The 24777-nt window shown below is 33.9% G+C and carries 25 protein-coding genes; 6 read left to right on the forward strand and 19 right to left on the reverse strand.

Annotated elements, in window-relative coordinates:
- Positions 1-83 precede the first annotated feature (83 nt).
- From EKG35_RS05930 to EKG35_RS06015, 18 genes are all read right to left on the reverse strand, one after another.
- Positions 84-1301, reverse strand: coding sequence for a motility associated factor glycosyltransferase family protein (locus EKG35_RS05930; protein WP_126293522.1), 1218 nt, complete (start codon positions 1299-1301; stop codon positions 84-86).
- Positions 1298-1642, reverse strand: coding sequence for a DUF8042 domain-containing protein (locus EKG35_RS05935; protein ID WP_126293523.1), 345 nt, complete (start codon positions 1640-1642; stop codon positions 1298-1300). The genes EKG35_RS05930 and EKG35_RS05935 overlap by 4 nt, the downstream gene beginning before the upstream one ends.
- 4 nt (positions 1643-1646) lie before the next feature.
- A complete protein-coding gene (locus tag EKG35_RS05940; protein WP_126293524.1) occupies positions 1647-3362 on the reverse strand; it encodes a motility associated factor glycosyltransferase family protein in 1716 nt (571 codons plus the stop codon).
- Positions 3363-3470: 108 nt separating this feature from the next.
- On the reverse strand, positions 3471-4376 hold the full coding sequence (hag, locus tag EKG35_RS05945; protein WP_126293525.1) for a flagellin Hag: 906 nt from the start codon (positions 4374-4376) through the stop codon (positions 3471-3473).
- A 192-nt stretch (positions 4377-4568) separates the two neighbouring features.
- Positions 4569-4790 carry a carbon storage regulator CsrA gene (csrA, locus tag EKG35_RS05950; protein ID WP_126293526.1) on the reverse strand — a complete coding sequence of 74 codons (222 nt, stop codon included), beginning with the start codon at positions 4788-4790 and terminating at the stop codon, positions 4569-4571.
- Entirely contained in the window at positions 4790-5233 is a 444-nt protein-coding gene (fliW, locus tag EKG35_RS05955; RefSeq protein WP_126293527.1) for a flagellar assembly protein FliW, read from the reverse strand. Before fliW ends, csrA begins: the two co-directional genes overlap by 1 nt.
- Before the next feature lie 53 nt (positions 5234-5286).
- On the reverse strand, positions 5287-5868 hold the full coding sequence (locus tag EKG35_RS05960) for a DUF6470 family protein (RefSeq protein WP_246020210.1): 582 nt from the start codon (positions 5866-5868) through the stop codon (positions 5287-5289).
- Between the two features lie 110 nt (positions 5869-5978).
- On the reverse strand, positions 5979-6884 hold the full coding sequence (gene flgL / locus EKG35_RS05965) for a flagellar hook-associated protein FlgL (RefSeq protein WP_126293528.1): 906 nt from the start codon (positions 6882-6884) through the stop codon (positions 5979-5981).
- Positions 6885-6918: 34 nt separating this feature from the next.
- Positions 6919-8553 carry a flagellar hook-associated protein FlgK gene (flgK, locus tag EKG35_RS05970; RefSeq protein ID WP_126293529.1) on the reverse strand — a complete coding sequence of 545 codons (1635 nt, stop codon included), beginning with the start codon at positions 8551-8553 and terminating at the stop codon, positions 6919-6921.
- Positions 8554-8633: 80 nt separating this feature from the next.
- On the reverse strand, positions 8634-9131 hold the full coding sequence (locus tag EKG35_RS05975; RefSeq protein WP_126293530.1) for a flagellar protein FlgN: 498 nt from the start codon (positions 9129-9131) through the stop codon (positions 8634-8636).
- A 24-nt stretch (positions 9132-9155) separates the two neighbouring features.
- Positions 9156-9416, reverse strand: coding sequence for a flagellar biosynthesis anti-sigma factor FlgM (gene flgM, locus EKG35_RS05980; protein ID WP_126293531.1), 261 nt, complete (start codon positions 9414-9416; stop codon positions 9156-9158).
- A gap of 169 nt (positions 9417-9585) precedes the next feature.
- Complete coding sequence (locus EKG35_RS05985; protein ID WP_126293532.1) at positions 9586-9996, reverse strand: TIGR03826 family flagellar region protein; 411 nt, start codon at positions 9994-9996, stop codon at positions 9586-9588.
- A gap of 158 nt (positions 9997-10154) precedes the next feature.
- On the reverse strand, positions 10155-10769 hold the full coding sequence (locus EKG35_RS05990) for a ComF family protein (RefSeq protein WP_126293533.1): 615 nt from the start codon (positions 10767-10769) through the stop codon (positions 10155-10157).
- On the reverse strand, positions 10766-12205 hold the full coding sequence (locus EKG35_RS05995; protein WP_126293534.1) for an ATP-dependent helicase ComFA: 1440 nt from the start codon (positions 12203-12205) through the stop codon (positions 10766-10768). The genes EKG35_RS05990 and EKG35_RS05995 overlap by 4 nt, the downstream gene beginning before the upstream one ends.
- 113 nt (positions 12206-12318) lie before the next feature.
- Positions 12319-13164, reverse strand: a complete 846-nt coding sequence (locus EKG35_RS06000) for a DegV family protein (RefSeq protein WP_126293535.1) — start codon at positions 13162-13164, stop codon at positions 12319-12321.
- 181 nt (positions 13165-13345) lie between these two features.
- A complete protein-coding gene (locus EKG35_RS06005; protein WP_126293536.1) occupies positions 13346-13873 on the reverse strand; it encodes a nuclear transport factor 2 family protein in 528 nt (175 codons plus the stop codon).
- Positions 13874-14923: 1050 nt separating this feature from the next.
- Positions 14924-15598, reverse strand: a complete 675-nt coding sequence (locus EKG35_RS06010; protein WP_126293537.1) for a response regulator transcription factor — start codon at positions 15596-15598, stop codon at positions 14924-14926.
- A 34-nt stretch (positions 15599-15632) separates the two neighbouring features.
- A complete protein-coding gene (locus EKG35_RS06015) occupies positions 15633-16799 on the reverse strand; it encodes a sensor histidine kinase (RefSeq protein ID WP_126293538.1) in 1167 nt (388 codons plus the stop codon).
- Positions 16800-16970: 171 nt separating this feature from the next.
- Here EKG35_RS06015 and EKG35_RS06020 point away from each other — a divergent pair, with 171 nt between their 5' ends.
- The 4 genes from EKG35_RS06020 to EKG35_RS21590 all read left to right on the forward strand — a co-directional run bounded on the left by EKG35_RS06020 (position 16971) and on the right by EKG35_RS21590 (position 19745).
- Positions 16971-17603: a YigZ family protein gene (locus tag EKG35_RS06020; RefSeq protein WP_126293539.1), complete on the forward strand. Its 633-nt coding sequence runs from the start codon at positions 16971-16973 to the stop codon at positions 17601-17603.
- A gap of 198 nt (positions 17604-17801) precedes the next feature.
- Positions 17802-18887 (forward strand): LCP family protein, encoded by a 1086-nt coding sequence (locus EKG35_RS06025; protein WP_126293540.1) that lies wholly within the window; start codon positions 17802-17804, stop codon positions 18885-18887.
- A 307-nt stretch (positions 18888-19194) separates the two neighbouring features.
- Positions 19195-19506, forward strand: a complete 312-nt coding sequence (locus EKG35_RS06030) for a metal-dependent hydrolase (RefSeq protein ID WP_126293541.1) — start codon at positions 19195-19197, stop codon at positions 19504-19506.
- Positions 19470-19745 (forward strand): metal-dependent hydrolase, encoded by a 276-nt coding sequence (locus EKG35_RS21590; protein ID WP_425462049.1) that lies wholly within the window; start codon positions 19470-19472, stop codon positions 19743-19745. Before EKG35_RS06030 ends, EKG35_RS21590 begins: the two co-directional genes overlap by 37 nt.
- A 210-nt stretch (positions 19746-19955) precedes the next feature.
- Here the strand turns inward: EKG35_RS21590 and EKG35_RS06040 are convergent, their stop codons facing one another.
- A complete protein-coding gene (locus EKG35_RS06040; protein ID WP_126293542.1) occupies positions 19956-21035 on the reverse strand; it encodes a glycosyltransferase family 4 protein in 1080 nt (359 codons plus the stop codon).
- 427 nt (positions 21036-21462) lie between these two features.
- On the opposite strand from EKG35_RS06040, the gene secA2 reads away from it, so the two are divergent.
- Positions 21463-23829 carry an accessory Sec system translocase SecA2 gene (gene secA2, locus EKG35_RS06045; RefSeq protein ID WP_126293543.1) on the forward strand — a complete coding sequence of 789 codons (2367 nt, stop codon included), beginning with the start codon at positions 21463-21465 and terminating at the stop codon, positions 23827-23829.
- A complete protein-coding gene (locus EKG35_RS06050; RefSeq protein WP_126293544.1) occupies positions 23829-24725 on the forward strand; it encodes an accessory Sec system S-layer assembly protein in 897 nt (298 codons plus the stop codon). The genes secA2 and EKG35_RS06050 overlap by 1 nt, the downstream gene beginning before the upstream one ends.
- Positions 24726-24777: the final 52 nt, after the last annotated feature.

Consider the following 24777-nt stretch of genomic DNA (forward strand, 5'->3'; position numbering starts at 1 on the left):
TTATTAAAAATAAAGAAAAACCTATGGACACATAGGTTTAAATTATTTTTCTTAATTTTACATTTTCCTACTATTAAAACTTTTTATATATTCACAAGCTCATAAAAATCTCTTTGGTTAATAGATTCTACATTATTTATTTTAGCACCATTTAAAGCTGTATTAAAAACCTTTATTTTAGAAGAATTTTTTATTTTATTATTAAACCACATCAAATAAGAATGTAAATTCGGTGTTGTATAAATTTCTTCCCCAATGTTTGATTTTACTTTTAAAAGGTTCTCATTTTTACTAACTGTTCTACCCGAGGTTGAATAATTTGCATGTGTATGATTCTCTATAAATCCTAAATCTTGACCGAAAAGGATAACTGTATCAAAACCTAATAATTCTAATGTACTAAATCCAGTAGTTGCTACAGATCCTCCAGTTTCAACTAGAGGAACATTGTATAATCTTGCTAATTCTTCTGCATTCTTATAACCGGATTGAAACAAAATATATTTGTTATGTGGATAATTTGAAATTGCTAGATTATTGGCTGTACTTAAATAAAGTAGTGATCCATCAAAATTCGTTCCTTCTAACTGATGAACAATACTTTTTTTGGGATCTGAAATGACAACAGCGTCTGGTTTTATATCTTCTTTTAATAAAACTTTTAAAGCCGATCCCACACATAGAATATAGAGTTTGTCACGCACTTCTTTTATCCAGCTTTTTGTTTCATTAAGTGACGGACCGCTTGAAACTAAACAGGCTATTTTATTTTCGATTTTAATTTCAGTAATGTAATCTTTAATATTCCTGTCATTTAATAATAAATTTTTTGAAAAGTTCTCATCCAATAAAGGTTTATTCCTTCTATAACTTTCTTGTTTAATTTTTATATCTGCTAAATAATTATATATAGGATTGTCATAGTCTAAAACTTGTAACCACGCATTTGGAATTATAATTTGATAGTTATTATTTATTTTAATATCTTTTGGATGATTAACAATATATATGTTTGGAAACTTCAGCATCTCTTCAAAAACATCAGATTTTTTATATATTATTTCTTCTTTTTTATCTACACACATGACGTAGATTTTTTTATTATTCACTTTATTTGTAATAGCTTTTAAATGATAGCCCAAGCCCAAACCTAGTAATAAATAGCCTTCTGCATTAAAATTTAATTCTTTCTCAATAAATGCCTCTGCATGATCTCTAGGTTTATACTTGCTATAGATGTGAATCCCATTTACAGTAAGTGTTTGATTACCATCTCTAGCTATACCAATTTCAAATCTCATTGTTCCCTCACTATTTTTTTACATTGTTCAAAAAACTCAGCTATCTCGTATTCAAATAAATCCGCAACTAAATGATAATCACGAATTTGTAAAGCATCATTTATTTCTGTTAAAAACTCGTGAATTTTTTCAATATTCGATTCTACATTTACTGAATTTTTCTTCAGTAATTCAGATACTTCCGATAGCCAAATTACACCTTCAGAGAAATCTTTCACATTTAGTAATGCTGCTTGAATTTGATCCTCACGAAATTTTTTTGCTATTGCTATACAACCGCTGGGTAATTTATTTAAATATTCATTATAACTTTCAATTGTTTCAAGAACTATATCAGTCATATTTCTAACACCTACCTATAATATCTTCAATTACTTCTCTTAAATTATGTTTTGTTTTCTCAAATGCTTCTAACAATCTTTTATAAAGAGTATATGTCTGATTCCATACTCTTTCAAATGCTTCTTTCTGAGTTTCACTCTCTTTTTCTAAGAAACAATTTGAAATTTCAATTGTAATTGGGGAAATAAGAAAATGTATCTGAATTTTCTTTGTTTTCTCATTAATCTCATGTTCAATTTTATTAAATAGATTTAAGGTTTTTTGATCAAAAAATGAGTTATTTTTCACTTTATTTAATTCATTTATTCCATTAATTAATTCTTTTTCTAAACTTCTAATTAAATTTAATTCTTTTTGATAAATTTCAACTATTTCAATGTCCGTTTTGTATGGAGATTGAGAAGTATTAATAATGTTTAATTTTTTTACTTTTTTATGATCTACATAATCATTAACAAAATCTTGGAAGGAAATTTGGTCATATCCTTGAAGCTTAACTCCTCCTTCAGTGCAATTAAATATAGGGTATAATGGTTTATAAAAACGAATTAATTCTTCAAATACCATTTTCATAGATAAAAAAGCACGAGTTGTATAAACTTTCTCCCCATAATAACCTTCAACTTGAATAAGTTTTGATTTTAATTCAGAAATATTTTCAATCTTACTTCCAAATTTATTTCCTTTAGCATGAGTTTCATTATTAGTATAAGCTAAATCTTGTCCTATCATTGCAATTGGACCAGAATTCAGTAACCTAGCAACCGTTACACCATAATGAGCTACAGTCCCTCCACCAGCTAAAATTGGCAAATTAATTCCAATATTGTCCAAAAGATATTTTCCAACAGCTTCTTGTTTTACTTGAGAGAAAACAAACGCTTTTTTACTAAATGATCTCCTAATACCTGCATGATTATATGGTGCATAAATTAAGCTTGCTTTATCGAAATGTAAATCTTTAAAGTGCTTATAATTTGTTTCTCCACCATCAATTGATATTACAAAATCCGGCTCTAAATCTTCAGCTAATAGTGAGTTAATAGTGGAACCCGAAGCAATAATTATAACATGATCTTGGATTTGTTTTAATAATGGTAGTTGTTTTGTTAATGAAGGACCACCAGCAGCTAAAACTATTGGCAAATCAAATTTATTATGTAAAACAGCTAACGACTCATCTTTCGCAATAGAAGGAACATTTTTAGCAAAGTTGTGTTGCCACTCATCTGCAAATTGTACTTCTGTATTGTAATTAATCTGTGTTTTATTTTGGAAATTACGTAAGTATACTAATAAATCTCTATACTCTTTATCAAATAATTTATTATAGTTTGGTGTTACAACGACTTTTATTTTTAATGCTTTTCCTTCCGAAATCTCAGAGATTATGTATCCTAATGTATTTATAGAATTAGTATCCCAATAGTAAATATTAGTGTAATTCATATGGCGAGCATCAATTTTAATCAGTCCCATTTCAATTAATGGATCAATTATTACAATGCACTCGTTTTTCATTCTATTCAATAAACTATCAACAATGTACCCTTTCCCATATCCGAAAATAATATGAGTACAATTAATACTATATTCTTTTTCGGCTATTCTTTCCGATTCGATTATTGGATTATATTTACTATGAACAAAATAGTCATTAATTTTTATCGTTTCATCACCTGATTTAGTAACTTCAGTGTGAATAGTAAAATCAGTCAAAATTTTCACCTCTTTTTATTTATCGTCAAAACTTTATATAAATAAAGATAAAAATAAACATAAAAAAACAGAAGAGGTTACCCTCTTCTGTTCTTTTCTAGTTATATATTAACCTAGTAATTGAAGTACACCTTGTGGCTGTTGGTTAGCTTGAGCTAACATTGATTGAGCTGCTTGCATTAAGATGTTATTTTTAGTGAAGCCCATCATTTCAGCAGCCATGTCAGTATCACGGATACGAGATTCTGCAGCTGTTAAGTTTTCTGAAGTAGTACCTAAGTTATTGATTGTGTGTTCTAAACGGTTTTGAACCGCACCAAGAGATGCACGAGTTTTTGATACTGTGTTAAGTGCGTTATCAATAATAGAAATTGAATTATCAGCAGCAGATTGTGTTGTGATGTTAATACCTGTAGTGTAATCGCCTTCAGTAACACTAGCAGCAGCAGTTACTGAAACCCCTAGTGCTTGAGCTGACATTGTACCAATAGAAAGGTTAATATTCTGACCAGAGTTCGCACCGATGTGGAATACTTTACCATCTACACTTGTTGCATTTCCACCAGAAACTTTATCAGTATTAGTAGATGCTGTAAATGTACCATCTAAAAGTTTTTGAGTATTGAACTCAGTGTCTGTAGAAATACGAGTAATCTCGTCTGCTAAAGCTTCGATTTCTAATTGTAATGCTTCACGGTCAGCAGTTACGTTAGTATCATTTGAAGCTTGAACTGCTAATTCACGCATACGTTGAAGGATAGAGTGTGTTTCGTTAAGAGCACCTTCAGCAGTTTGGATTAAAGAAATTGAGTCTTGAGCGTTTTTAGTAGCCATGTCAAGACCACGGATTTGTCCGCGCATTTTTTCAGAAATTGCTAAACCAGCTGCATCGTCTCCAGCACGGTTGATTTTGTAACCTGAAGATAATTTCTCAAGGTTTTTAGAAGCTTGAGTGTTGTTGAAAGTTAGGTTACGGTGTGTGTTTAAAGCCGCAATGTTGTGTTGAATTCTCATTTGGAATTCCTCCTTGAATTTATTATATTAATAACCCACATCCTTGTGGGAAAGTTCGGCCTAGGATATAGTACCTCTGCCTTACAAATTATATATCGACTTTAATAAAAATAGTTTAATAGAATTAGAAAAAATTTTTTATTTAAATTATAACTAATCTAAAAATCCCGCTAAGCCTAAGCCCAGCGGAATTTACTTATTTTTCTTTAACTGTTCTAATAAATTCAAGTTCGTGTTTAGCGCTTCTCTATTTTGTTCTTGGATCGCTTCAAAAACCTCAGAGCGGTGGACTTGGACGTTTTTAGGTGCGATAATGCCTAGTTTTACTTGATCGCCATCAACAGATAAAATTTTCACTTCAATATGGTCGCCAATCATAATTGATTCGTTCCTTTTACGAGAGAGGACGAGCATTATTTCGCACTTCCTTCCATTGCACCTATAGGATATCTTAGTGAGTAAGCAGCACTATCTTGAAGTACGATTTGTTTGCCTAGTTTTTTATTTGTATTAATAACCACTGGTGCTAATAAGTTCAATGTTGATTCATGAAAAGTTTCTTTCAAAGTCACGATGGAATACGCAAGTACTTCTTCTTCCTTTTCGATTTGTAAATCCTCTTTATCTTCGTCACTAATTTCAAACTCATAATCATTTTTAAATAAGAAAGGATATGCTACAACAAAACCGATTTCTGCTTCTTCAGTTGACTGTAATAAAGCTAAAGGTAAATCAGCATCTAATGAGAGTAAAGCAAACTTTTTTAAATCTGGAAATCCCGGTAAGCCATATTCAAAAGTTATAATTTCCTGTTCATTGATTTCTACTTCACATAAAAATTTCGTTTTAATCTTCATGGGTAATAACTCCTTTAATTAGTTGGCGAAATACTCCACCTTAAATAGAGCGTTCAACCAATGACATCGATTTCGATACTTGGTCTTTGTACAATTGTACCAGTCACTTTCCCTGGTTGATAGTCATGGATTGGTTTGTTAACCTTAGCATCGATTTCTGGATTTCGTTTTTGTATATTAATATCCACTGATCCCGGAATGTAATCGATTTTTACAGAGCCTACTGATGGAACAAATTTAATATTGTATGGCCCCGGGCGCTTTGGTCCATGATTTTGCTTTGCAATTTGTTGAAATACAGCACCATCCTGATGTTTCCCTGCTGTCATCATCATTTGATTTCCTTCTCTTACTCTTCTGGAAATCCCTTTTAACATCTCTTGACGGCCTTCTTGAGCATATTTTTGGACCACTTCTTTCATTGGAAAGTATCCTAAATCCCTTCTAGCCTGAGTAGAGTCGATATGTAAGGTTCCATCTTTTTTATTTATTTCAACAATTGCAGCTGGTTGCTCAATTTTCAAATCTGCTTTTGGTTGTTTAATAATTTGAATAGAGTCTTGTATGTTTAAATCTAATTTTGTATCGGTAGTTTTAATTTGAATTCGTGGGAATTGCAATTTATCACCTTCCATTTTAATAAAAGCGTTTGAACGCATATGTCCAAACGCTCTATATTTTAATTATAGATAAAATTGAATAAGTTCCCTACCACTTCGTTTTCGTAATTAGAACAAGTTTTTAACTATCTAATGAAGTCAACTAATGTTTGCTGGATAATCCTTGCACCTACAGATAATGCTGCTTGATGAATTGATTCAGTTGTTACCATTTGTGTAATCGTTTCAGCATAATCAACATCTTCGTTATTCGACATTTGTTTTGTTACGTTTATTTCGTGTGTGGACAAACGATCTGCCATCATATCTGCACGGTTTTGTTTTGCCCCAACTTCAGCACGCATCTCCAAAACTAAATTTTGGACTTCGGATAATGTGTCATCTGTTCCATCGGCAATTCCACCTAGTAAATCACCAATATCTGACCCATTATTCGTTTCTTCACCCGGTGTTAAAGCAGTTGAGATTTTGGCCATTACCTCATCAATCTGCTTAAACATTTCAGATCCTGGAGTATTTACATTTAACTGAATCCCATCAAATACTTCCATATTCACATTATTTTCATTTACATCTGTATTTAGTACACCTTCATTAAATAAAGGGGAATGTGTTTTCGTTCCAGAGAAAATGTATTTATCGGCTACTTTTGTATTTCCTAAATCTTGTAACTGTTCACGAATTTGATCTATTTCTGTCTTAATTTTTTCACGGTCTTCTGCTGTATTTGTATCATTTGCTGCCTGAACAACCAGTTCTTTCACGCGATTTAAAGCTTCTCCAACTTGAGTAAGTGCATCATCAGTTGAATCAAGCCATGTATATACTTCATTCATATTACGGGTAAACTGTTCTACCTTATTTAAATCCGTACGAAAGCCCATGCCTTTAATCGCAGCAACTGGATCATCAGAAGGACGGTTAATTTTAGAACCTGATGTGAGTTGTTCTTGTAATTTCCCCATTTTCGAATAACTATTATTTAAGTTTCGAAGCATATTACTCGATAACATCGATTGTGTAACTCGCATTGTCGTTCTCCTTTATATTAAAGTGTTATAGTTGTTATAAACCTACTCGACCCATACCATTAATAATCTTATCTAATGTTTCATCGATTACTGTCAGCATACGAGCATTTGCATTATAAGCTTGTTGGAAAGTGATCATATTCGTCATTTCTTCATCCAATGAAACTGAACTCATTGATGCACGATTATTTTCAATCGTTAATCGAATCGTTTCCGTATTAAATTGTAGAGTAGAGGATTCCTCTCCGTCTACACCAAGCTGGCCAATTAAGCCTTCGTAGAATGATTGGAATGTAGCTCCTTCTAAATCTGCTGTAATATTTACAGACAATTGCGTAGTTCCATCACTATTTTTCACTTCAATTGTTGAACCAGGGGAAATTCCTTTAAACTGTAAATTCGCTAATTCTGTAGCCCACTTACCATTTCCTTCTTCACCTTCAACTGTTGAAGCAGCAAGTAAATTTGGATCTTCAACGATTGCATTATTAATTTGGATTGTTCCAGCGCTTGTTCCTGTAAAGAAAGCTACACCGTTAGTCGATGGATTCTCTGAAGTACCTAAAGTATACCCTGCACTGTGAACTTCATTGAAAGCTGTAATAAACTGTTGTGCAAGCTTGTCTAAGTTTGCGAGCATTTCTGGATAATAGCCTTGATTACCGCTATGTCCATATGAGTCAATTAAGGATAATAATTTCCCTTTAGAAGTTTCAAAATCATCGTATGTGATTGTCCCACCGCCTGAACCTTCTGCTGGTGGATCCCCAAGTGATGATACTTCAATTCTATCGAATAAAAAGTAGCTCGAAGATGTACCAGTTTCGTCTTCATTGCCGTCAATTTTAGTTTCATTTGTATCTAACGTTGACAACTTAGCGTAATTTTTACCATCTACTAGCTTAATTTCAGTACCATCTTTAGTTTTATATGTAATCGTTAAACTTCCTTCCGCAATCGGTAAAGCATTTCCTCCAGAAGGAACATTTTCAATTGTGACTGGCATGTATTCATTTAATTTATCTACTAATACATCCCGTGCATCATATAAGTCATTCGGCATGTAGCCATTCGGTTCCACCGCTTGTATCTGCCGATTAATTTCTGCGATTTGTTTTAAAATTGAATTAATTTCAGTTGTTGAAACATTAATTTCGTTCCCTAGATTTCCTTGAATCTCTTTTAATTGTGTATCAAGGTAATTAAATGAATCTGCTAAATGAGCAGCTCGTTGTATAGCAACTTTTCTTGCTGCAGTATCTTCTGGGTTTGTACTTACATCCTGCAAGGAACTCCAGAATAAATTGAATGCTTGATTCAGCCCAAATTCAGATGGCTCGGACATAATGTCTTCCATTTGAGAAATTGCGTTCGAACGTGATTCCCAATAACCTAATTTGTTTGTCTCTTGACGGTATTGTCGATCAATAAACTGATCCCGAATACGTTGAACTGAACTTGCTTCCACACCAGTTCCAATAAATCCAGCTGTTTGAGGTGCGTTTAACCCAATTCCTGGATAACCTAGTGTTGGCGTCATGTTGACACGTTGACGCGAATAGCCAATTGTATTGGCATTTGAAATATTATGGCCAGTTGTATAAAGTGCACTTTGTTGTGTAAAAAGCCCTCTTTTACTCGTTTCTAATCCCATGAATGTGGAGCGCATATAGTCTCCTCCTTAATAAAATTATGGTCGCTCATATATATAAAAATATGAAGATTATGTTATGGATGATTTGCTGATATTCACGCCTGCGAGTCAAAATATGTTTTCTTTGTATTCGTTTGATTTCCACTCACGTTTTTCCCTGTATAGTTAATTTGTTCAGGTCGTGGGCGCAGCATATCCAACGTCATATTAACAATTTGTAATGATTGAAAGATAAGACGTTGATTTAAATCATTTTGTTTACGCAAATCATCTATTACTAAAGTTAATCGTTTACGAGCAGCATCGAGATGATTTCGCTCTTCTGGTTCAGCAACTTCGATCACATCAAAAACAGTTGGTGAGTCAGAGGGAGCTATTCCTTTAGCTCTTAGGTAATCCGTTACCACCTGCTGACGCTGTTTCTCAAGTGTTTCAATAGCAGCTACATGTGATTGCTCTGTTTTCAGCATATTATCAAGTTCTGCCATGTCACCTTTTTTTATTAGTTCTGTTTTCTTGTACGAATGCTCAAGTAAGCTTTTATGCATTGTTTCGAGTTTTTCTAATATCGCTATAATAGCTTGGACCGACATGGTTTAACGAACTCCTTTAAAAAATTAATATCTATAATATCTCAGCATATCTTCTGCTACTTTTCGTGCATCTACTTTATATTCGCCAGATTGAATTTCTTCTTTCAGTTTTTTAACTTTTTCTGCGCGCTCTGTACTATAAGTAGAAGACACGGACATTTCTTTTGCAGTAGTTGAAATTTCAATTTTATCTGCAAATGTTGATTTACTATCTATAGATTTCACATTTTTTGGTTGTTTATTATATGGGTTGATAGAATTCACATTATACGAAGTAATTTTCATAATTACCCCTCCCTCATCAATCATTTTCTACTGTATATTTCGGTTCATTCATAAAAATGTTAACGTTTCTCAATAAAAAAAGCTCATTAGTTCCCTAAAGCTTAAGAAATTGTCTATCTAGTATAACAATTTCTCACTTTCTTTAAGAACAAATGAGCTAAAAAAATATTTATTTTTTTTCAGATAAGTAGGTTCCTCTTTCACGATTCGCAACATTATCTCTAAATTCTTTTGCTGCTTCAAATGTACGAAGATCTGATTTCAACTCACCTTGGCACTTTTCACAAAGCTTTCCTTTATTTGTAATACGTCCACAATTATCACAAGGGTACCCTAAATTAGGGAAAATTGCAGGGTGGAGGCGATTTTTTCGAACCCATTTATATAGCAGTTCTTGTTCTACACCCGTCGCTTCTACAATTCTCTCCATAGTCGCAGCTCGATTTTCCCGCTTTCGCAAAAAGCGATAGACGATTTGATACATTTCCTCTTCTTTTTGAGCACATTTATAGCATACGTCCCGAACCCCAGTAAAATTAAAAAACTCTCCACAGCTTGGACAATTTTGTATTTCTGCCATACTAATACCTCCACATTAATCGATCCATGTTGAAATTATTATTCATTTTCTCTTATTTGTGATTATACAGTAATCAATAAAAATTGTATCATTTTCCAATGAAAAACATCTTTTATAGATACTAATTTAATATTTATTTCACATTTTAAGTTTTGAAATTATCCTCGAATTAAAGTAAATGCCGCCACTCTTTTCGCACCAGCCTTGAATAATGTAGTTTTCGCATGAAGAATTGTTGTTCCTGTTGTATAAATATCGTCAACCAATAAAAACTCTTTACCTTTTATATCGACATTTTCGGTCGTTCTAAATAGTTGTGGTGAATTTATTCGCTGCTGGCGTGTTTTACCTACTTGCGTATCAGTTGTTATTTTCTCAAGATAGTGTTGGAATGGAATATTCGCTTCTTTTAATAGTTGGTCTACATGCGCAAAAGTGCGTTCTTTTAGTTTTTCTGGATGTATTGGAATAGGAACAATGATTGCTTTTGTCTTCGCCAGATGCTCATGGATTTGTTGACGAAATACTTTAGCTAGTATAACGTCATGCATAAATTTATAGCGATGTATGAAATCTTTCATCATATCGTTGTATTTGTAGAGGGATATAATGTCTTGTTCTTCTTGTTGTGATGGATTATAGAATTCAAATTTTTGTTCGCATTCTAAACAAATTGTTTTCGGAAAAGTATTTGTGAGAAAAAGCTTCCATGTAATGGGTTCATTTAAAGAAGAATTGCATAATAAACAGTTTCGAGTTTCATATCGTTTCATTTTGCTTCCATCCTAAAACCTTCTTTATTAAAGCGAATGATTTCATTCCGTGCTTCATCCATTTCAACGGTAATTCCGTGATGAAAAAGTACAATTTCACCACTTGGAAATAGAACGTTTCTTCCAACACGTCCGCTTATTTGAATCAATGCACTCGAGTTAAAAATTTTCGATTCTGCTCCTACAACTGCTACTTGTACGTTTTTTATCGTAATACCTCTTTCTAGAATAGTCGTTGTTAATAATCCAGGAATTTCTTCGTTGCGAAGTTTCAATACTTTTCCCTTCCGCTCCGGGTCCTCAGCATGGACACCTAGAATTTTTTTATCTAATTGTTGAAACAATGGAATCGCATTCTCCATTAAATTAATTGTTGGAAAAAAAATTAAAAAGGGTTCTTTATTTTCGAGTCGTGTTGTCGTCCAATCTAGCAGTTTTTTAGGAATGCGGCCCTTCTGAATGATTTTATTGTATGACCAAAGCGGCTCGAGACGAGGTACAGGCAGCGGATGGCCGTGGTATCTCCTTGAAATAAAGCTATACCCCCATTTTTCACGCTTCATTTGCGCTAATATTTTTGCTGAAGGGGTAGCTGTAACTAAAGCAATCGGTGCCCCTACCTTCTTTGACTTTAGCACTGCTTTTTGCAGAGCTCGATCATACGTATAAGGAAACGCATCCGCCTCATCTACAATAACGAAATCAAAAGCATTTTCGAATCGAAAAAGCTGGTGTGTTGTAGCAATCACAAGCTGCGGGTAGCCAGGGTGGCTTGGTGCATTCCCGTATAATGAGTGGAGAATAGTCTTTGGAAATACTTTCTTAAACCGAGGAAACAATTCTAATACAACATCTGTACGTGGCGTGGCAATACATACACGCCACCCTTTTTTTAAAGCATACAAAACGGCAGGAAATAATATTTCTGTTTTTCCAGCTCCACAAACAGCATGTAATAAATGATTGCGATTTTCTTTTAAACTTTCTATTAATTGCTGTGCAGCAGTAGATTGTAAATCTGTAAAAGCACCACTCCATACCAGTTCATGCGTCTTCTTAACTTTTGGTTTTGGTCCATTCCATAATAATAGATCTGTACAGCTTGTAATTCTTCCCATATTGATACAATGTCGACAATACACACATGTTTTGTTGCAGCGCGCACAGTCATATTGTACGAATTCATTTTGCTGCTCATTGTGGCAGCGATTGCATTTGTACCTTTTGCGATTAAAAATTCCTATTGAACGGTTGATTGATATACCAGGCTTCTTGTTGAAATAATTTTGTTCTTTATACTTTTCAATTTTTTCTTGTGGGAAAGGGGTATTTACTCTTGTCCAAATTCTTCCGATAAAAAAATCACGTATTTGAGGCTCAATTATAATTCCTTTATATAAAATAAAATGGTTTTCTTTTACAAGCTTATAAGGCATTGAATCCACTCCTTAATTTTTAATTTATGTCAAAACAAAAAGCAGCCCCTACTATTAAAATAGAGACTGCTTCTTAATATTCTATTATTAAATTTAAAAGCATTATTTAGCCTTTAGAACTTCTTCACCCATCCGAGTCCAAGGGAGCCTTCTCCCAAATGAGTCCCAATTACAGGTCCGAAATAACTTAAATGAAATTCAACATTTGGATAGGCTTCTGCTAGTTGATTCATCCATTGTTTGCCTTCTTCTTCACAATTAGCATGGATAACAGTTGCTTGAAGCTGATTACCATTCGCAGCATCTTGAGCAAGCAATTCTTCTACACGACGCAATGCTTTTTTCTTTGTACGAATTTTTTCAAATGGAACAATTACTTTTTCTTCAAAATGAAGAATAGGCTTTACTTGCAACAATCCTCCAACCAATGCTGCGGCTGCTGATAGTCTGCCTCCACGCTGTAGATGAGATAGATCATCTACAACAAAGTATGCTCTCAATACTGTTTTCATTTCTTCAAGCGTACTTAAAATTTCTTCTGCTGAAGCTCCCTGCTGAGCCATTTCAGCAGCCTTTAATACATAATAACCCTGAGGAGAACAAGAAATTTCACTGTCAAATGCGTGAACCTTGACACCTTCAACCATCTGTCCCGCCTGTATCGCCCCTTGGTATGTACCACTTATTCCACTCGATAAATGAATTGAAATAATTTCATCATAATCTTTTGCAAGTTTCTCAAACAGTTCAACAAATTTCCCTATTGGTGGTTGAGTTGTTTTTGGAAACGATTTTTGCTTGCGAACTTTTTCATAAAATTCAGAAGCAGTAATTTCTACTTCTTCTTCATAACTACCATCTTCTAAATTTACACTAAGAGGAATCATTTGAATGTTGTAGCGCTTTCTATCTTCTAGCGTTAAATACGCTGTACTGTCAGTTACGACTGCAATACTCATGAATTTCCCACTCTCCTATGTACAATATATTACCCTATCTCTTCTACTATGTGAATAAAAACGAAAGCGCTTCGTGTACGTGTAATTAGTTCATTGTACACAAAACGCTGATCTACTTATTAAAGTTCGCTTTTTACAACATTCAATCAAATATTATGGAGTAAATTACCAACAGAGATGATTATTGTTGAGATTCATTTCCTATATAATAAACACTTGTTACTTTCCAGTTGTTGTCTTCCTTCACAAATACCGTAACCTGTCTTCCGCTGCTATTTAACTCTGCATTCGTTTTGATTTCTGTCATTTTCACATCTAAGTTTGCATATACTTGTGCTTCTTCTTCATTATACTTCACAATTGTTACATCGGAAGCAGTTCGATTAATGTCATATTGTGCGAAAACATTTTTTGCTACTTCTATATCTTCATTAACATCAAAGCCTTGAGGGTTTTTAGAAAGTGTATTAATATAGCGGTCGATATCTTTTGAATTAAATGATGCAATATACTCATCAAAAGCAGCTAAAATTTCCTTTTCAGCTTCCTTTGGAACATCATCCGCCTCTTCAATACTATCTCCAAGCATTTCATATCCAACTGTAGTTTCCTTATTGCTGGCAACAGAACTTTCAATATTTGATTCTTCTTTATTATTACAAGCAGTTAGCATAAGTAAAGCCACTGCCAACATCAACCATTTTTTCATAAACTTTAAACCTCCCGCGCATATTGTAGCATAGTTGTCTAATTATGGCTAATTCCGTAATATTAGCACGAAAATGTAATACTATTTTATTATTTGTTATCTTTTCGATTTATTGACGATTTCCATTATAATTAGTTTCGCTCTTACAGAACTATTTGATATTCCACTTTGTATAAACAAAGTACGATAAGTTAGTGATAAACCATGAAAGAATTCAAAGTGCGTAAAAAAGCTGTGAACATGCGTAAATTTCACCTGGAACTACGTAAAACTTTCAAAATACGAAAAAAGCAGTAAATCCGCGTAAATTCTGTTCGAAAGTGCGTAAATATTTCTTTGAAACGCGTAAATATCATACTAAACCGCGTAAAACCTTCAAATCGCTTAAAAAGCAGTAAACCCGCGTAAATTCTGTTCGAAAGTGCGTAAATATTTCTTTGAAACGCGTAAATATCATGCTAAACCGCGTAAAAATTTCAAAACGCGTAAAAAAGTAGTAAACCCGCGTAAATTCTGTTCGAAAGTGCGTAAATATTTCTTTGAAACGCGTAAATATCATGCTTAACCGCGTAAAACTTTCAAATCGCTTAAAAAGCAGTAAACCCGCGTAAATTCTGTTCGAAAGTGCGTAAATATTTCTTTGAAACGCGTAAATACCATGCTAAACCGCGTAAAAATTTCAAAACGCGTAAAAAAGTAGTAAACCCGCGTAAATTCTGTTCGAAAGTGCGTAAATATTTCTTTGAAACGAGTAAATTTCACCTAAAACTAAGTAAAAAATTAAAAATCCACTTTTTTCGCCTACTTTAAAACACGCTGTTCATCATATAGATTTACTCAACCTGCTAGTTGCGCAACACTACTATGAACCATCTATAATTATTTAAACTTATACAGATGAGCCGTATCTAATCTAAATCATCCCCAAAACAAAAAAATTCCAACCAACGATATTTCAGTCGTTGATTGGAATTTTTAGGGTACGTTGCGATTTTCAATAAGAAATCGATTCTATAAATTTCTATCTATAGTAGACTACTATGTAGAAAATTAACGCACTTCAACCCAACCATTTTTGATTGCTGTTACAACAGCTTGTGTACGGTCGTTTACGTTCATTTTTTGGAGAATACTTGAAACGTGGTTTTTTACTGTTTTCTCTGAAATATAAAGCGTTTCTCCGATTGTACGGTTGGATTGGCCATCAGTTAGTAATTGAAGCACTTCGCATTCACGTTTAGTTAATAAATGGAATGGTCGGCGTATTTCTGCTTGATGGAAGTTTCCTTTATTTTCATGCTCGCTTAAACGGCGGAACTCTGCTACTAAATTTTTCGTAACTTTTGGATGCAGATACGAGCCACCATTCGCAACAACTTTAATTGCTTCTACAATTTCGTCAGCGTCCATTTCTTTTAGCATGTAGCCTAGTGCACCCGATTTTAAAGCGTGCGTTACATACGATTCATCATCATGGATAGAAAGCATAATTACCTTTGCATCCGGAAATTCTTCAATTAAGTCGCCAGTTGCTTCTACACCATTTTTTTCAGGCATATTAATATCCATTAGAACAACATCTGGCAAATGATCTCGGTATAAGTTAATTACATCTGAACCGTCGTCGCCTTCAGCAACGACTTCAAAAGTATCTTCGAAATCTAGTATACGCTTTACCCCTTCACGGAATAATTGGTGGTCATCAATAATAATAATTTTCGTCATAAGTCTTTACCCCCTACATAAATATGAAGCTATTTTATTTTTCTAATTCAATTTCATTGTCAGGAAATGGTACTTTGAACGTAACACTAGTTCCTTTTCCAATATTACTTTGGATATCCATCGTCCCTTTTAGCAAATCAATTCTTTCTCTCATTCCGATAATACCAAAAGATTGATCCTTTACACTAGTTTTATCGAATCCTTTGCCATTATCTTTGACTAGAATATTGACGCTATTTGAAAGCCACTCTATTTTTACCCATATATCTAGTGCTTTTCCATGTTTCATAGCATTATTGACACATTCTTGCACTAAACGGAAGATGGAAACTTCATAATCTGAAGGAAGTCGTTTTTCATTACTATAGGATTGAAAATGAATTTTAACGCCTTCATTGTATTCCATTACTGTAGACAAATATTTTTTTAAAGTGGGAACAATGCCAAGGTCATCTAATGCCATTGGACGCAAATCGTAAATAATTCGCCGTACTTCGGATAAGGCATCTCGTACAGTTTCTTTTAATTCTGCAATTTCTTTTATCGCTGCGTCAATACCTCTTTCTTTATACGTCCGTTCAATTAAGTTTGAACGCATTAGAACGTTTGCCATCATTTGTGCTGGACCGTCATGGATTTCACGAGAAAGACGTTTTCTTTCTTTCTCTTGTGATGCAATAATCTTAATACCAAACTCTTGCTTGATTTTGGCTTTTTCTAATGCAGCAGATACATTTTTCAAATCAGAAGTTAAATAATTTAATACAACATTTACTTGGTTGACGATATGCTCAGCTCGTTGTATTGTGTCGTATAGTACTCTTAATCGCCGTTCTAAGTCATCTCGTTTTTCTCGCAGTCTTTTTTCTTCTGAACGAGTTAGAGAAAGTCTGATTTGAAGATCATTTGCTGATTCGTAGGCTTCCCGCACTTGCTCTTCAGAATATTTATCAAAAAACCTACTCACTTCTACTAGACGCTGCTTAGCAATTTTGGTTCTGGTTTCTAATATGTCGCTTTCATTTATGAGAATTTTTATTTGTTGTTTTATGATTTCTAGCTCTGCTTGCATTTCTTCAAAGCTTCTACGACTTTGTTCACTTATAATAAAAATATCATTTTTAGAATTTGTAATTGTTTCGATCATACGATGAAAAATTACATCAAGTGAACCAATGTCAACATTATCGTTTGAAAACATACCTTTTCCCCAATCTAATTGGTGTTAATATTATAACAATAAAAGGTTTCTAAAATTTAAAACCCAGTAAACAGAATTGTTAAATACTATTATAACATTTTAATTTTAAATTTTAAGTAAAATTCCTACTATAGAATAATGTATTTTTTGTTAAAAAAAGGAGAAATTTTAATGCGAAAAGACTATAAAACGGTAAAAGGATATGGAGAAAGGGAAATTGTCATCTCAAAATCTCGATTTATTGCTTATGTAAACAGAGCTGAAACTGAGGAGGAAGCACTAGATTTTATTGATAGTATTAAAAAGAAGCATCCGAATGCTACTCACAACTGCTCTTGTTATATCGTTGGGGAACACGATCAGATACAAAAGGCAAACGATGATGGGGAACCCAGTGGAACTGCTGGCGTCCCTATGCTAGAAGTATTAAAAAAACAAGGTTTAAAAGATACTGTCGTAGTTGTTACCCGATATTTTGGCGGCATAAAATTGGGTGGAGGCGGATTAATTCGCGCATACGGCAAATCAACTACAGAAGGAATCGATGCTGCACAAGTAGTCGAACGAAAATTGCATCACGTCATGAAGGTTTCTATTGATTATACATGGCTTGGTAAAGTAGAGAATGAAGTTAGAAATTCTCATTACACCTTATCAGAAATCCAATATGCAGAAGGTGTAGATGTATTTGTGGGAGTATTGAAAGATGAAGAGGAAGCTTTCATAAACTGGATTACTGAACTTACAAATGGGCAATCTATTATTTCTTGCGTTGATAAGAAATTTGTAGAATTTATCGTATAATTTGCGAAATTTTATTTTACTGTATTTCGACAACATAGTATAATTAGTTTTATTGAAAAAAATTAAACTTGTTGTCGAAATACAATTCAGATTACATACTGTAAGTTTTACCACTGATGATTGGTATTATGTTCGACATACTAAAGATGTATACAAATTAGATATATAATGCGATTCCTACATTAGAGGAGAGTTTAAATGAAGAGAGTAGAAATAAAAAAGAAAAAGTCGACAAAATTTTCTTTAATTTTCAAAATAATATTATTATTGTCGGCTTCCCTTTTAATTTGTGTAACAGCATATGGCATTTATATAACAAAAAAAGCAGAACATGCAGCCAATAAATCGTTTGAAGAAATTGCAGATCGAGAACAATCTGACAAACGACAGGCAAAAGTTGAACCAGTTCAAGACAATGTCTCTATACTTTTTATCGGTGTAGATGATAGTGAAAAACGAGGGCAGGGTTCAGAAAATTCCCGTTCTGATGCTTTAGTTTTAGCCACATTAAATAATGAGGACAAATCCGTTAAATTAGTTAGTATTCCTCGTGATTCAAAAGTTTATATCCCTTATGTTGGATATGAAGATAAAATTACTCACGCGCATGCTTACGGCGGTACACTTGCTTCAATTAAAACAGTAGAGGAATTATTTGATATTCCTGTTGATTATTATGTACGTATGAACTTTAATGCATTCATCGATGTTGTCGATGCATTAGGTGGTATTGAAGTTGACGTTGATATACCTTATGCCTTTACTGAAAAAGATGAAAATGACCGCTATTCAATTCGTTTGGAACCAGGCTTGCAACAGTTAAATGGCAGTCAGGCACTTGCCTTAGCGAGAACACGTAAACATGATAGCGATATTATGCGAGGCAAGCGTCAACAAGATATTTTAAAGGCAATCGCAAAAAAAGCTTCTTCTGTATCGGCTATTACAAAATATGATGATATTATTGAAGCAATTGGCGATAATATGAAAACTGACATGACTTTTGATGAAATGAAATCTTTCTTTAGTTATTTATCAAATGGTATTCCACAAATTGATACACTAACTTTAGAAGGTTCGGATGATATGTCTACAGGTATTTATTACTATCTGCTTGATCAAGAATCTTTGGAAGAGACACAACATATTTTAAAAAGCCATCTAGGTTTAATTCCAGATACATCTGACATTTCCGGAACAATGTCAGGAACAAATAACAACTTAGACGTAACAGCATCTGAAAATATACAAGCCGATACTTATAATTCTTCATTACAGCAGTAGTATTGACGACATCGTATTTCTTCATAACTATCATAGACCAACCCTTAGAATTTTATTCTTAAGGGTTGTTTTTTTACTTTATATTTTAAAAGCAACTGTACTTGAATATGAACGAAGCACACAGAAGTATTAAAAATTAACACGAAAGTAGTATTACCTTTTTAATCTAACTTCTTTGATAAAAGTAATTAGTTGAATAAATCTACCATTTGTAATAAAACTATTACATACGAAAAGTACATAAGGTAGAAAATAATCCTTCTTTTTCGCTTCAAAGACTAAACACATATTAAAAAGGAGGAAAATCATGAATAAATCGGCGCATTTGATGAGTGGTTTAACAGTAGGAATTGCAGTTTCGAAATACATAGTTCCAACTGTTCCGTATAACGGCCAGATAGATGGAATGGTTGGGATTGGAGCAGTCCTTTGTGGGGCTTTATTAGGTTCACTTCTCCCCGACATAGATCATCGAAACAGCTATATCGGCAGAAAACTTAGAATTACTTCTTTCATTATTAGCAAAACTCTAGGGCATCGAAGCATCGTACACACTCCTCTAGTAATCTTTGCTTTTTCATCATTACTTTTCTACCTTGCTATGTTGCTATGCAGTTAACAGGCATTATACATGACGTATCGCTTTTCTTTGTGATTGGGGCAAGTTATGGAATGTTTAGTCATTTATTTTTGGATATGCTGACTAGAAGAGGCATCCCTCTACTGTATCCATTAACCTCAAAAAGCTTCAGAATTGCAAATTTTAAAGGAGGTGGCATTGGCGATAAGCTAGCCATTTATAGCTGTACTATTTTAATTATTTTGATGTTACTAAATTTTAAAGTTCCTTTTTTATAGGTCTAAAATATACATAAGTAAAGGGACATTATATATTCAAAATAAATATGTAATGTTCCTTTCTTTCTAACATAATATTCTAGAATAGCCTTAATGTAATTTGTAATGAAGTAATTTCACAAAATTAACATCAACTATTGAAGGAATAAAAAAGCCCCTACTCCGAGTCGTTTCAAAGACGTTCAAAGTAAGGGCATATATTTTGTTATTTTATTTATTAAAAATCCTCGCTAAATTAATTAACGGTCGATAGTTTTTACCTGCTAATCCAATTACTTCAACGAACAATTCGATTGCCACTAAAATAACTGTAATAAGTAAAATTGCACCCCATAATTTTGCCATTGAGAATATAATGGCTGCAATACCAAATAAGGCTGCAATACCGTAAATAATTAAAACAGTTTGTCGATGTGAAAAACCGATATCAATTAAACGGTGATGTAAATGCGATTTGTCTGGGTCAGACCATTTTTGCTTGTTGCGCACGCGACGTACAATAGCAAAGAATGTATCAGAAATTGGTACACCAAGCATAATAACAGGGATAATAAATGAAAAGACCGTTACACCTTTAAAACCAAGTAAAGAAAGTACAGCAATCATAAATCCTAAAAATAATGCACCAGTGTCACCCATGAAAATCTTTGCCGGGTGGAAGTTATAGAATAAAAATCCAACTGTGCTGCATGCTAAAATAGCTGCAGTTGCAACCACAAACATATTGCCCATAATTAAAGCCATACATGCTAATGTAATTAAAGCAATTGTTGAAACACCTGCTGCAAGACCATCTAAACCATCGATTAAGTTAATGGCATTTGTAATCCCAACAATCCATAAAATTGTAAATGGAATACTTAAAAATCCAAATTCTAATTCTCCACCAAATGGTAAATTAATGAATTCAATTTGAATTCCGCCAAAAAATACAATGATACAAGCTGCTACTAATTGTCCTAACATTTTTGCTTTTGCGGATATTTCGTACATGTCATCTAAAATACCAGTAATGACAATTACTGATGCACCTAATACCATTGCTAATGGTATTATAAATGGATTTTCTCCAGTTTGAACTAATGGAGTCCCAGGTACTGGTCTTAAAATAGCTAGTCCTACTAAAAAAGCAATAAATACTGCTAACCCACCTAATCGTGGCATTATCCGCGAGTGTACTTTTCGATAGTTTGGCGCATCAACAGCACCAATGCGAAACGCTAATCGCTTGACAAGTGGAGTGATTAAAATGGACACAACTAGTGCCACGATTAAAGACACATAAAGCATGTCTCTCCTCCTCAAAAATAAAATATAAGCACATAATCAATTACACCTTGGTATAATTGATTTCGGATTTCCTGCTCGTGAAAACACAAGGCAATTCTTAGATGAAATCCGTGAAATCCGCCTAAAGCTTTATCTTCATTCAAAGGGGGATTTTAGACCCCCACTGAATGAAGATAAGCCTAAATCATTATAGCATGAATAAAAACTAAAATATAGATGTTCTCCATTACATTTATGAAACATTTAAAACAAATTCATCAATTTTTAATTGTAGATAGAGGAACCATTTTTAGGGGAAATTGGTTATTTTAATAACTTATATTTCATTGATTTAGTTTTCCCCTTCCCTAAGTAGTCATACATTCAAAAGTTTGATAGAATATCTAAGTGTCTACATATTTAGACGATGTTTAAAGGAGCGTAAAAAATGTTCTCAATTTTAAATCGTAACAAAGAAAAAACTAGTGTTCGAGAATTAAAACGATATTATAAATTGGTTGATCAAATCAATAAATTAGAAGCTACATATTCATCCAAGTCCGACGATGAACTTAAAAATATGACGGTCACTTTTAAAGAAAAGTTACAAAATGGAGAGGAAATAATCAATATTATTCCCGATGCGTTTGCAGTAGTTCGCGAAGCATCAAAACGCGTTTTAAATATGCGCCATTTTGACGTTCAATTAATTGGTGGACTCGTATTAACAGAAGGAAATATTGCGGAAATGCCTACTGGGGAAGGTAAAACATTAGTTGCATCCCTTCCATCCTACGTACGCGCCCTTGAAGGTAAAGGTGTTCATGTTATCACAGTAAACGATTATCTAGCGAGACGCGACTATGAACTAATTGGGCAAATCCATCAATTTTTAGGTTTAACAGTTGGTTTAAATGTACCGATGATGGAGCTTAATGAAAAGAAGAAAGCCTATAAAGCAGATATTACTTACGGTGTAGGGACAGAATTCGGTTTCGACTATTTACGAGATAATATGGCACATTCAATCGCAGATAAAGTGCAGCGTCCATACCATTTTGCCATTATTGATGAGGTGGACTCCGTTTTAATTGATGAAGCAAAGACGCCATTAATTATTGCAGGAAAAATGTCAGCCAATGAAGAGCTTCACCGAATTGCAGCACTTCTTGCAAAACGCTTTAAAAAAGATGAAGACTATGACTTCGATGATGAAACTAAAGCAACTTCCCTAACAGAACAAGGAATTGAAAAAGTAGAAGCTGCATTTGGTGTTGATAATCTCTACGATTTAGATCATCAAACACTCTACCACTATGTAATTCAAGCAGTTCGTGCCCATGTAATGTTTGAACGCGATGTGGACTACATTGTGAAGGACGATAAAATTGAATTAGTTGATATGTTTACAGGACGTATTTTAGAAGGTCGTTCTTTATCGGATGGGCTGCATCAGGCATTAGAAGCAAAAGAAGGCGTTTCAATTACAGAAGAAAATAAAGCACAGGCCCAGATTACAATTCAAAACTACTTCCGTATGTATCCAAAATTATCTGGGATGACAGGAACAGCGAAAACTCAGGAAAAAGAATTTCGGGACGTTTACGGAATGCGAGTTGTACAAATCCCAACAAACAGACCTCGTATTCGTATAGATCAACCTGATTATATTTTTGAAACAATTGAAGCCAAATATGAATTTGTTGCTCAGGAAACTAAACGTCGCCATGAGAAGGGACAGCCTATCTTAATTGGGACAACTTCGATATTACAATCAGAAAAAGTGGCAAAATATCTTGATAAATATAACCTTCCTTACCAATTGCTAAACGCGAAAACAGTTGAACAAGAGGTTGAACTTATTTCTGAGGCTGGCCAAAGAGGTCGAATTACAGTCGCTACGAATATGGCTGGCCGCGGTACGGATATCGTTTTAGGAGAAGGCGTTGCCGAATTAGGGGGTCTTTATGTAATAGGTACGGAGAAACATGAGAGCCGCCGTGTTGACAACCAATTACGCGGCCGCTCAGGTCGTCAAGGAGATCCAGGAGAAAGCCGTTTTATCATTTCCATTGAAGATGACATGTTCCGTCGATATGCTAAAGATGATGTCGAGAAGTTTATGAAAAAAATTCAAGTTGATGAAAAGAAACTTATTCTTAATAAGGATGTTCATGAATTAATTAATCGTACTCAGCGAATTGTTGAAGGCGCTCATTTCTCATTACGAGAATACAATCTAAAACTGGATGATGTTATCAACGAGCAACGAAAAATTATCTACACTTTAAGAGATAGTATTTTAAAACGCGAAAACTTAATTGAACACCTACGAAAAATGATATTTGAAACAATCGATTTTGCAGTTCGAGACAATGCACCAGAAGAAGTGGATTCAGCACAATGGGAATTTGAAAAAATCGAACAAACACTTAATACACTTTACCTAACACCTATCACTATCGACCGTGAAACAACTAAAATAAATGCAATCTTTGACCAAGTAGAACCCGGTTATTTAGAGCTAAAATCGTTTATTGAGCAGTATGAGGAAAATGAACGCGTTATGTCTATTATCCCTCAAGTAATGCTGCGTTTCATTGATCGTATGTGGGTGAAACATTTAGAGCAAATGGCCCACTTAAAAGAAGGTATTGGATTACGAAGCTATCAACAAGAAGATCCAATGCGTATTTACCAACGTGAAGGATTAGAGCTATTCGGTAAAAACTATCAAGAACTTCGCCGTTCGATTGTAGAAGATTTAGTTGTCTTTATGAAAACGATTGATGCTAAAGAAAAGGAGGAACAATGATGAATTTATTCTCATTTTTCAAGAAAACAGATAAAGTAGGAGCCGATAGCGCCATTGATTCAAATCAACTAGTTCAGGACACAGAAGCCTCTTCAGATAATAAAGAGGTTACTACAAAGTTATCTTTACACCCTGAATGGAACGTACCGTTAGAGCAGCAGTATGTATTTAGTTTTCTTGCCAATGAATTAGAACCATTAAAGCCAAATCAATTATCATTGGCAGCTATTAATATAGAAGAAGATAAAAGGAACGGTGCATGGTATGTTAAAGCATTTTTCCGTTCTTCTATTCCTAACAATATAGAGCTTGGTGAAATAGGATTAATTATTGTTGATAAAGACGGAAAACGTCTTGCTTCAAAAGAATTTGACTTTAAAGAGTTAGGCACTTTACCACCGGAAAGCGCACGTCCATGGGTATTCAAATTTGAGAAGGAATATCTTGAAACAAAGGAGATGCCGGAAGACGGTTGGACAATTGCGTTCAATTTAATTGCCTTGAGAGGACACCAACTTGAATTAGATGAAAGTTGGAAAAAGCAATTACCACAGGAACAACAGGAATTGCTCGCGAAAGTTGTAAAAGAATTGCCGAAGCTTGGCAGAAAAGAAGTGAATTTTACTGGTTTACAAGCAAGAGTTCGAGATGATAATAGTTTAATGGTTTCCATATTTATTCGTAACGGCAACGATCAAGCAATAAATCTAGAGCAGCTGCCACTAGAAATTATTGATGCAAATGGCAAATTAGTAGCAAAAGGTTCATTTAAAATGAATCCTGCCTTAACAGTTCAAGGAAACTCAACAAAGCCATGGACATTCATCTTCCCAGCAAAAACAGTTAATGCTGAAGGTGCAGACTTATCTCGCTGGACTGCTAAGGTTGTACAATAAAATAAAAAATTAGCCGATGTATTAAGTCACATCGGCTTTTATTTTTCTGAAT

Source organism: Lysinibacillus telephonicus, from assembly GCF_003966145.1.
GTDB lineage: Bacteria > Bacillota > Bacilli > Bacillales_A > Planococcaceae > Ureibacillus > Ureibacillus telephonicus.

Excerpts from the sequence above, each read along its gene's own strand:
- EKG35_RS05930 (WP_126293522.1), bottom strand. The coding sequence starts at position 1,301 with ATGAGATTTGAAATTGGTATAGCTAGAGATGGTAATCAAACACTTACT.
- EKG35_RS05935 (WP_126293523.1), bottom strand. The coding sequence starts at position 1,642 with ATGACTGATATAGTTCTTGAAACAATTGAAAGTTATAATGAATATTTA.
- hag (WP_126293525.1), bottom strand. The coding sequence starts at position 4,376 with ATGAGAATTCAACACAACATTGCGGCTTTAAACACACACCGTAACCTA.
- csrA (WP_126293526.1), bottom strand. The coding sequence starts at position 4,790 with ATGCTCGTCCTCTCTCGTAAAAGGAACGAATCAATTATGATTGGCGAC.
- fliW (WP_126293527.1), bottom strand. The coding sequence starts at position 5,233 with ATGAAGATTAAAACGAAATTTTTATGTGAAGTAGAAATCAATGAACAG.
- EKG35_RS05960 (WP_246020210.1), bottom strand. The coding sequence starts at position 5,868 with ATGGAAGGTGATAAATTGCAATTCCCACGAATTCAAATTAAAACTACC.
- flgL (WP_126293528.1), bottom strand. The coding sequence starts at position 6,884 with ATGCGAGTTACACAATCGATGTTATCGAGTAATATGCTTCGAAACTTA.
- flgK (WP_126293529.1), bottom strand. The coding sequence starts at position 8,553 with ATGCGCTCCACATTCATGGGATTAGAAACGAGTAAAAGAGGGCTTTTT.
- EKG35_RS05975 (WP_126293530.1), bottom strand. The coding sequence starts at position 9,131 with ATGTCGGTCCAAGCTATTATAGCGATATTAGAAAAACTCGAAACAATG.
- flgM (WP_126293531.1), bottom strand. The coding sequence starts at position 9,416 with ATGAAAATTACTTCGTATAATGTGAATTCTATCAACCCATATAATAAA.
- EKG35_RS05985 (WP_126293532.1), bottom strand. The coding sequence starts at position 9,996 with ATGGCAGAAATACAAAATTGTCCAAGCTGTGGAGAGTTTTTTAATTTT.
- EKG35_RS05990 (WP_126293533.1), bottom strand. The coding sequence starts at position 10,769 with ATGAAACGATATGAAACTCGAAACTGTTTATTATGCAATTCTTCTTTA.
- EKG35_RS05995 (WP_126293534.1), bottom strand. The coding sequence starts at position 12,205 with ATGCCTTATAAGCTTGTAAAAGAAAACCATTTTATTTTATATAAAGGA.
- EKG35_RS06000 (WP_126293535.1), bottom strand. The coding sequence starts at position 13,164 with ATGAGTATTGCAGTCGTAACTGACAGTACAGCGTATTTAACGCTAGAA.
- EKG35_RS06005 (WP_126293536.1), bottom strand. The coding sequence starts at position 13,873 with ATGAAAAAATGGTTGATGTTGGCAGTGGCTTTACTTATGCTAACTGCT.
- EKG35_RS06010 (WP_126293537.1), bottom strand. The coding sequence starts at position 15,598 with ATGACGAAAATTATTATTATTGATGACCACCAATTATTCCGTGAAGGG.
- EKG35_RS06015 (WP_126293538.1), bottom strand. The coding sequence starts at position 16,799 with ATGTTTTCAAACGATAATGTTGACATTGGTTCACTTGATGTAATTTTT.
- EKG35_RS06020 (WP_126293539.1), top strand. The coding sequence starts at position 16,971 with ATGCGAAAAGACTATAAAACGGTAAAAGGATATGGAGAAAGGGAAATT.
- EKG35_RS06025 (WP_126293540.1), top strand. The coding sequence starts at position 17,802 with ATGAAGAGAGTAGAAATAAAAAAGAAAAAGTCGACAAAATTTTCTTTA.
- EKG35_RS06030 (WP_126293541.1), top strand. The coding sequence starts at position 19,195 with ATGAATAAATCGGCGCATTTGATGAGTGGTTTAACAGTAGGAATTGCA.
- EKG35_RS06040 (WP_126293542.1), bottom strand. The coding sequence starts at position 21,035 with ATGCTTTATGTGTCTTTAATCGTGGCACTAGTTGTGTCCATTTTAATC.
- secA2 (WP_126293543.1), top strand. The coding sequence starts at position 21,463 with ATGTTCTCAATTTTAAATCGTAACAAAGAAAAAACTAGTGTTCGAGAA.
- EKG35_RS06050 (WP_126293544.1), top strand. The coding sequence starts at position 23,829 with ATGAATTTATTCTCATTTTTCAAGAAAACAGATAAAGTAGGAGCCGAT.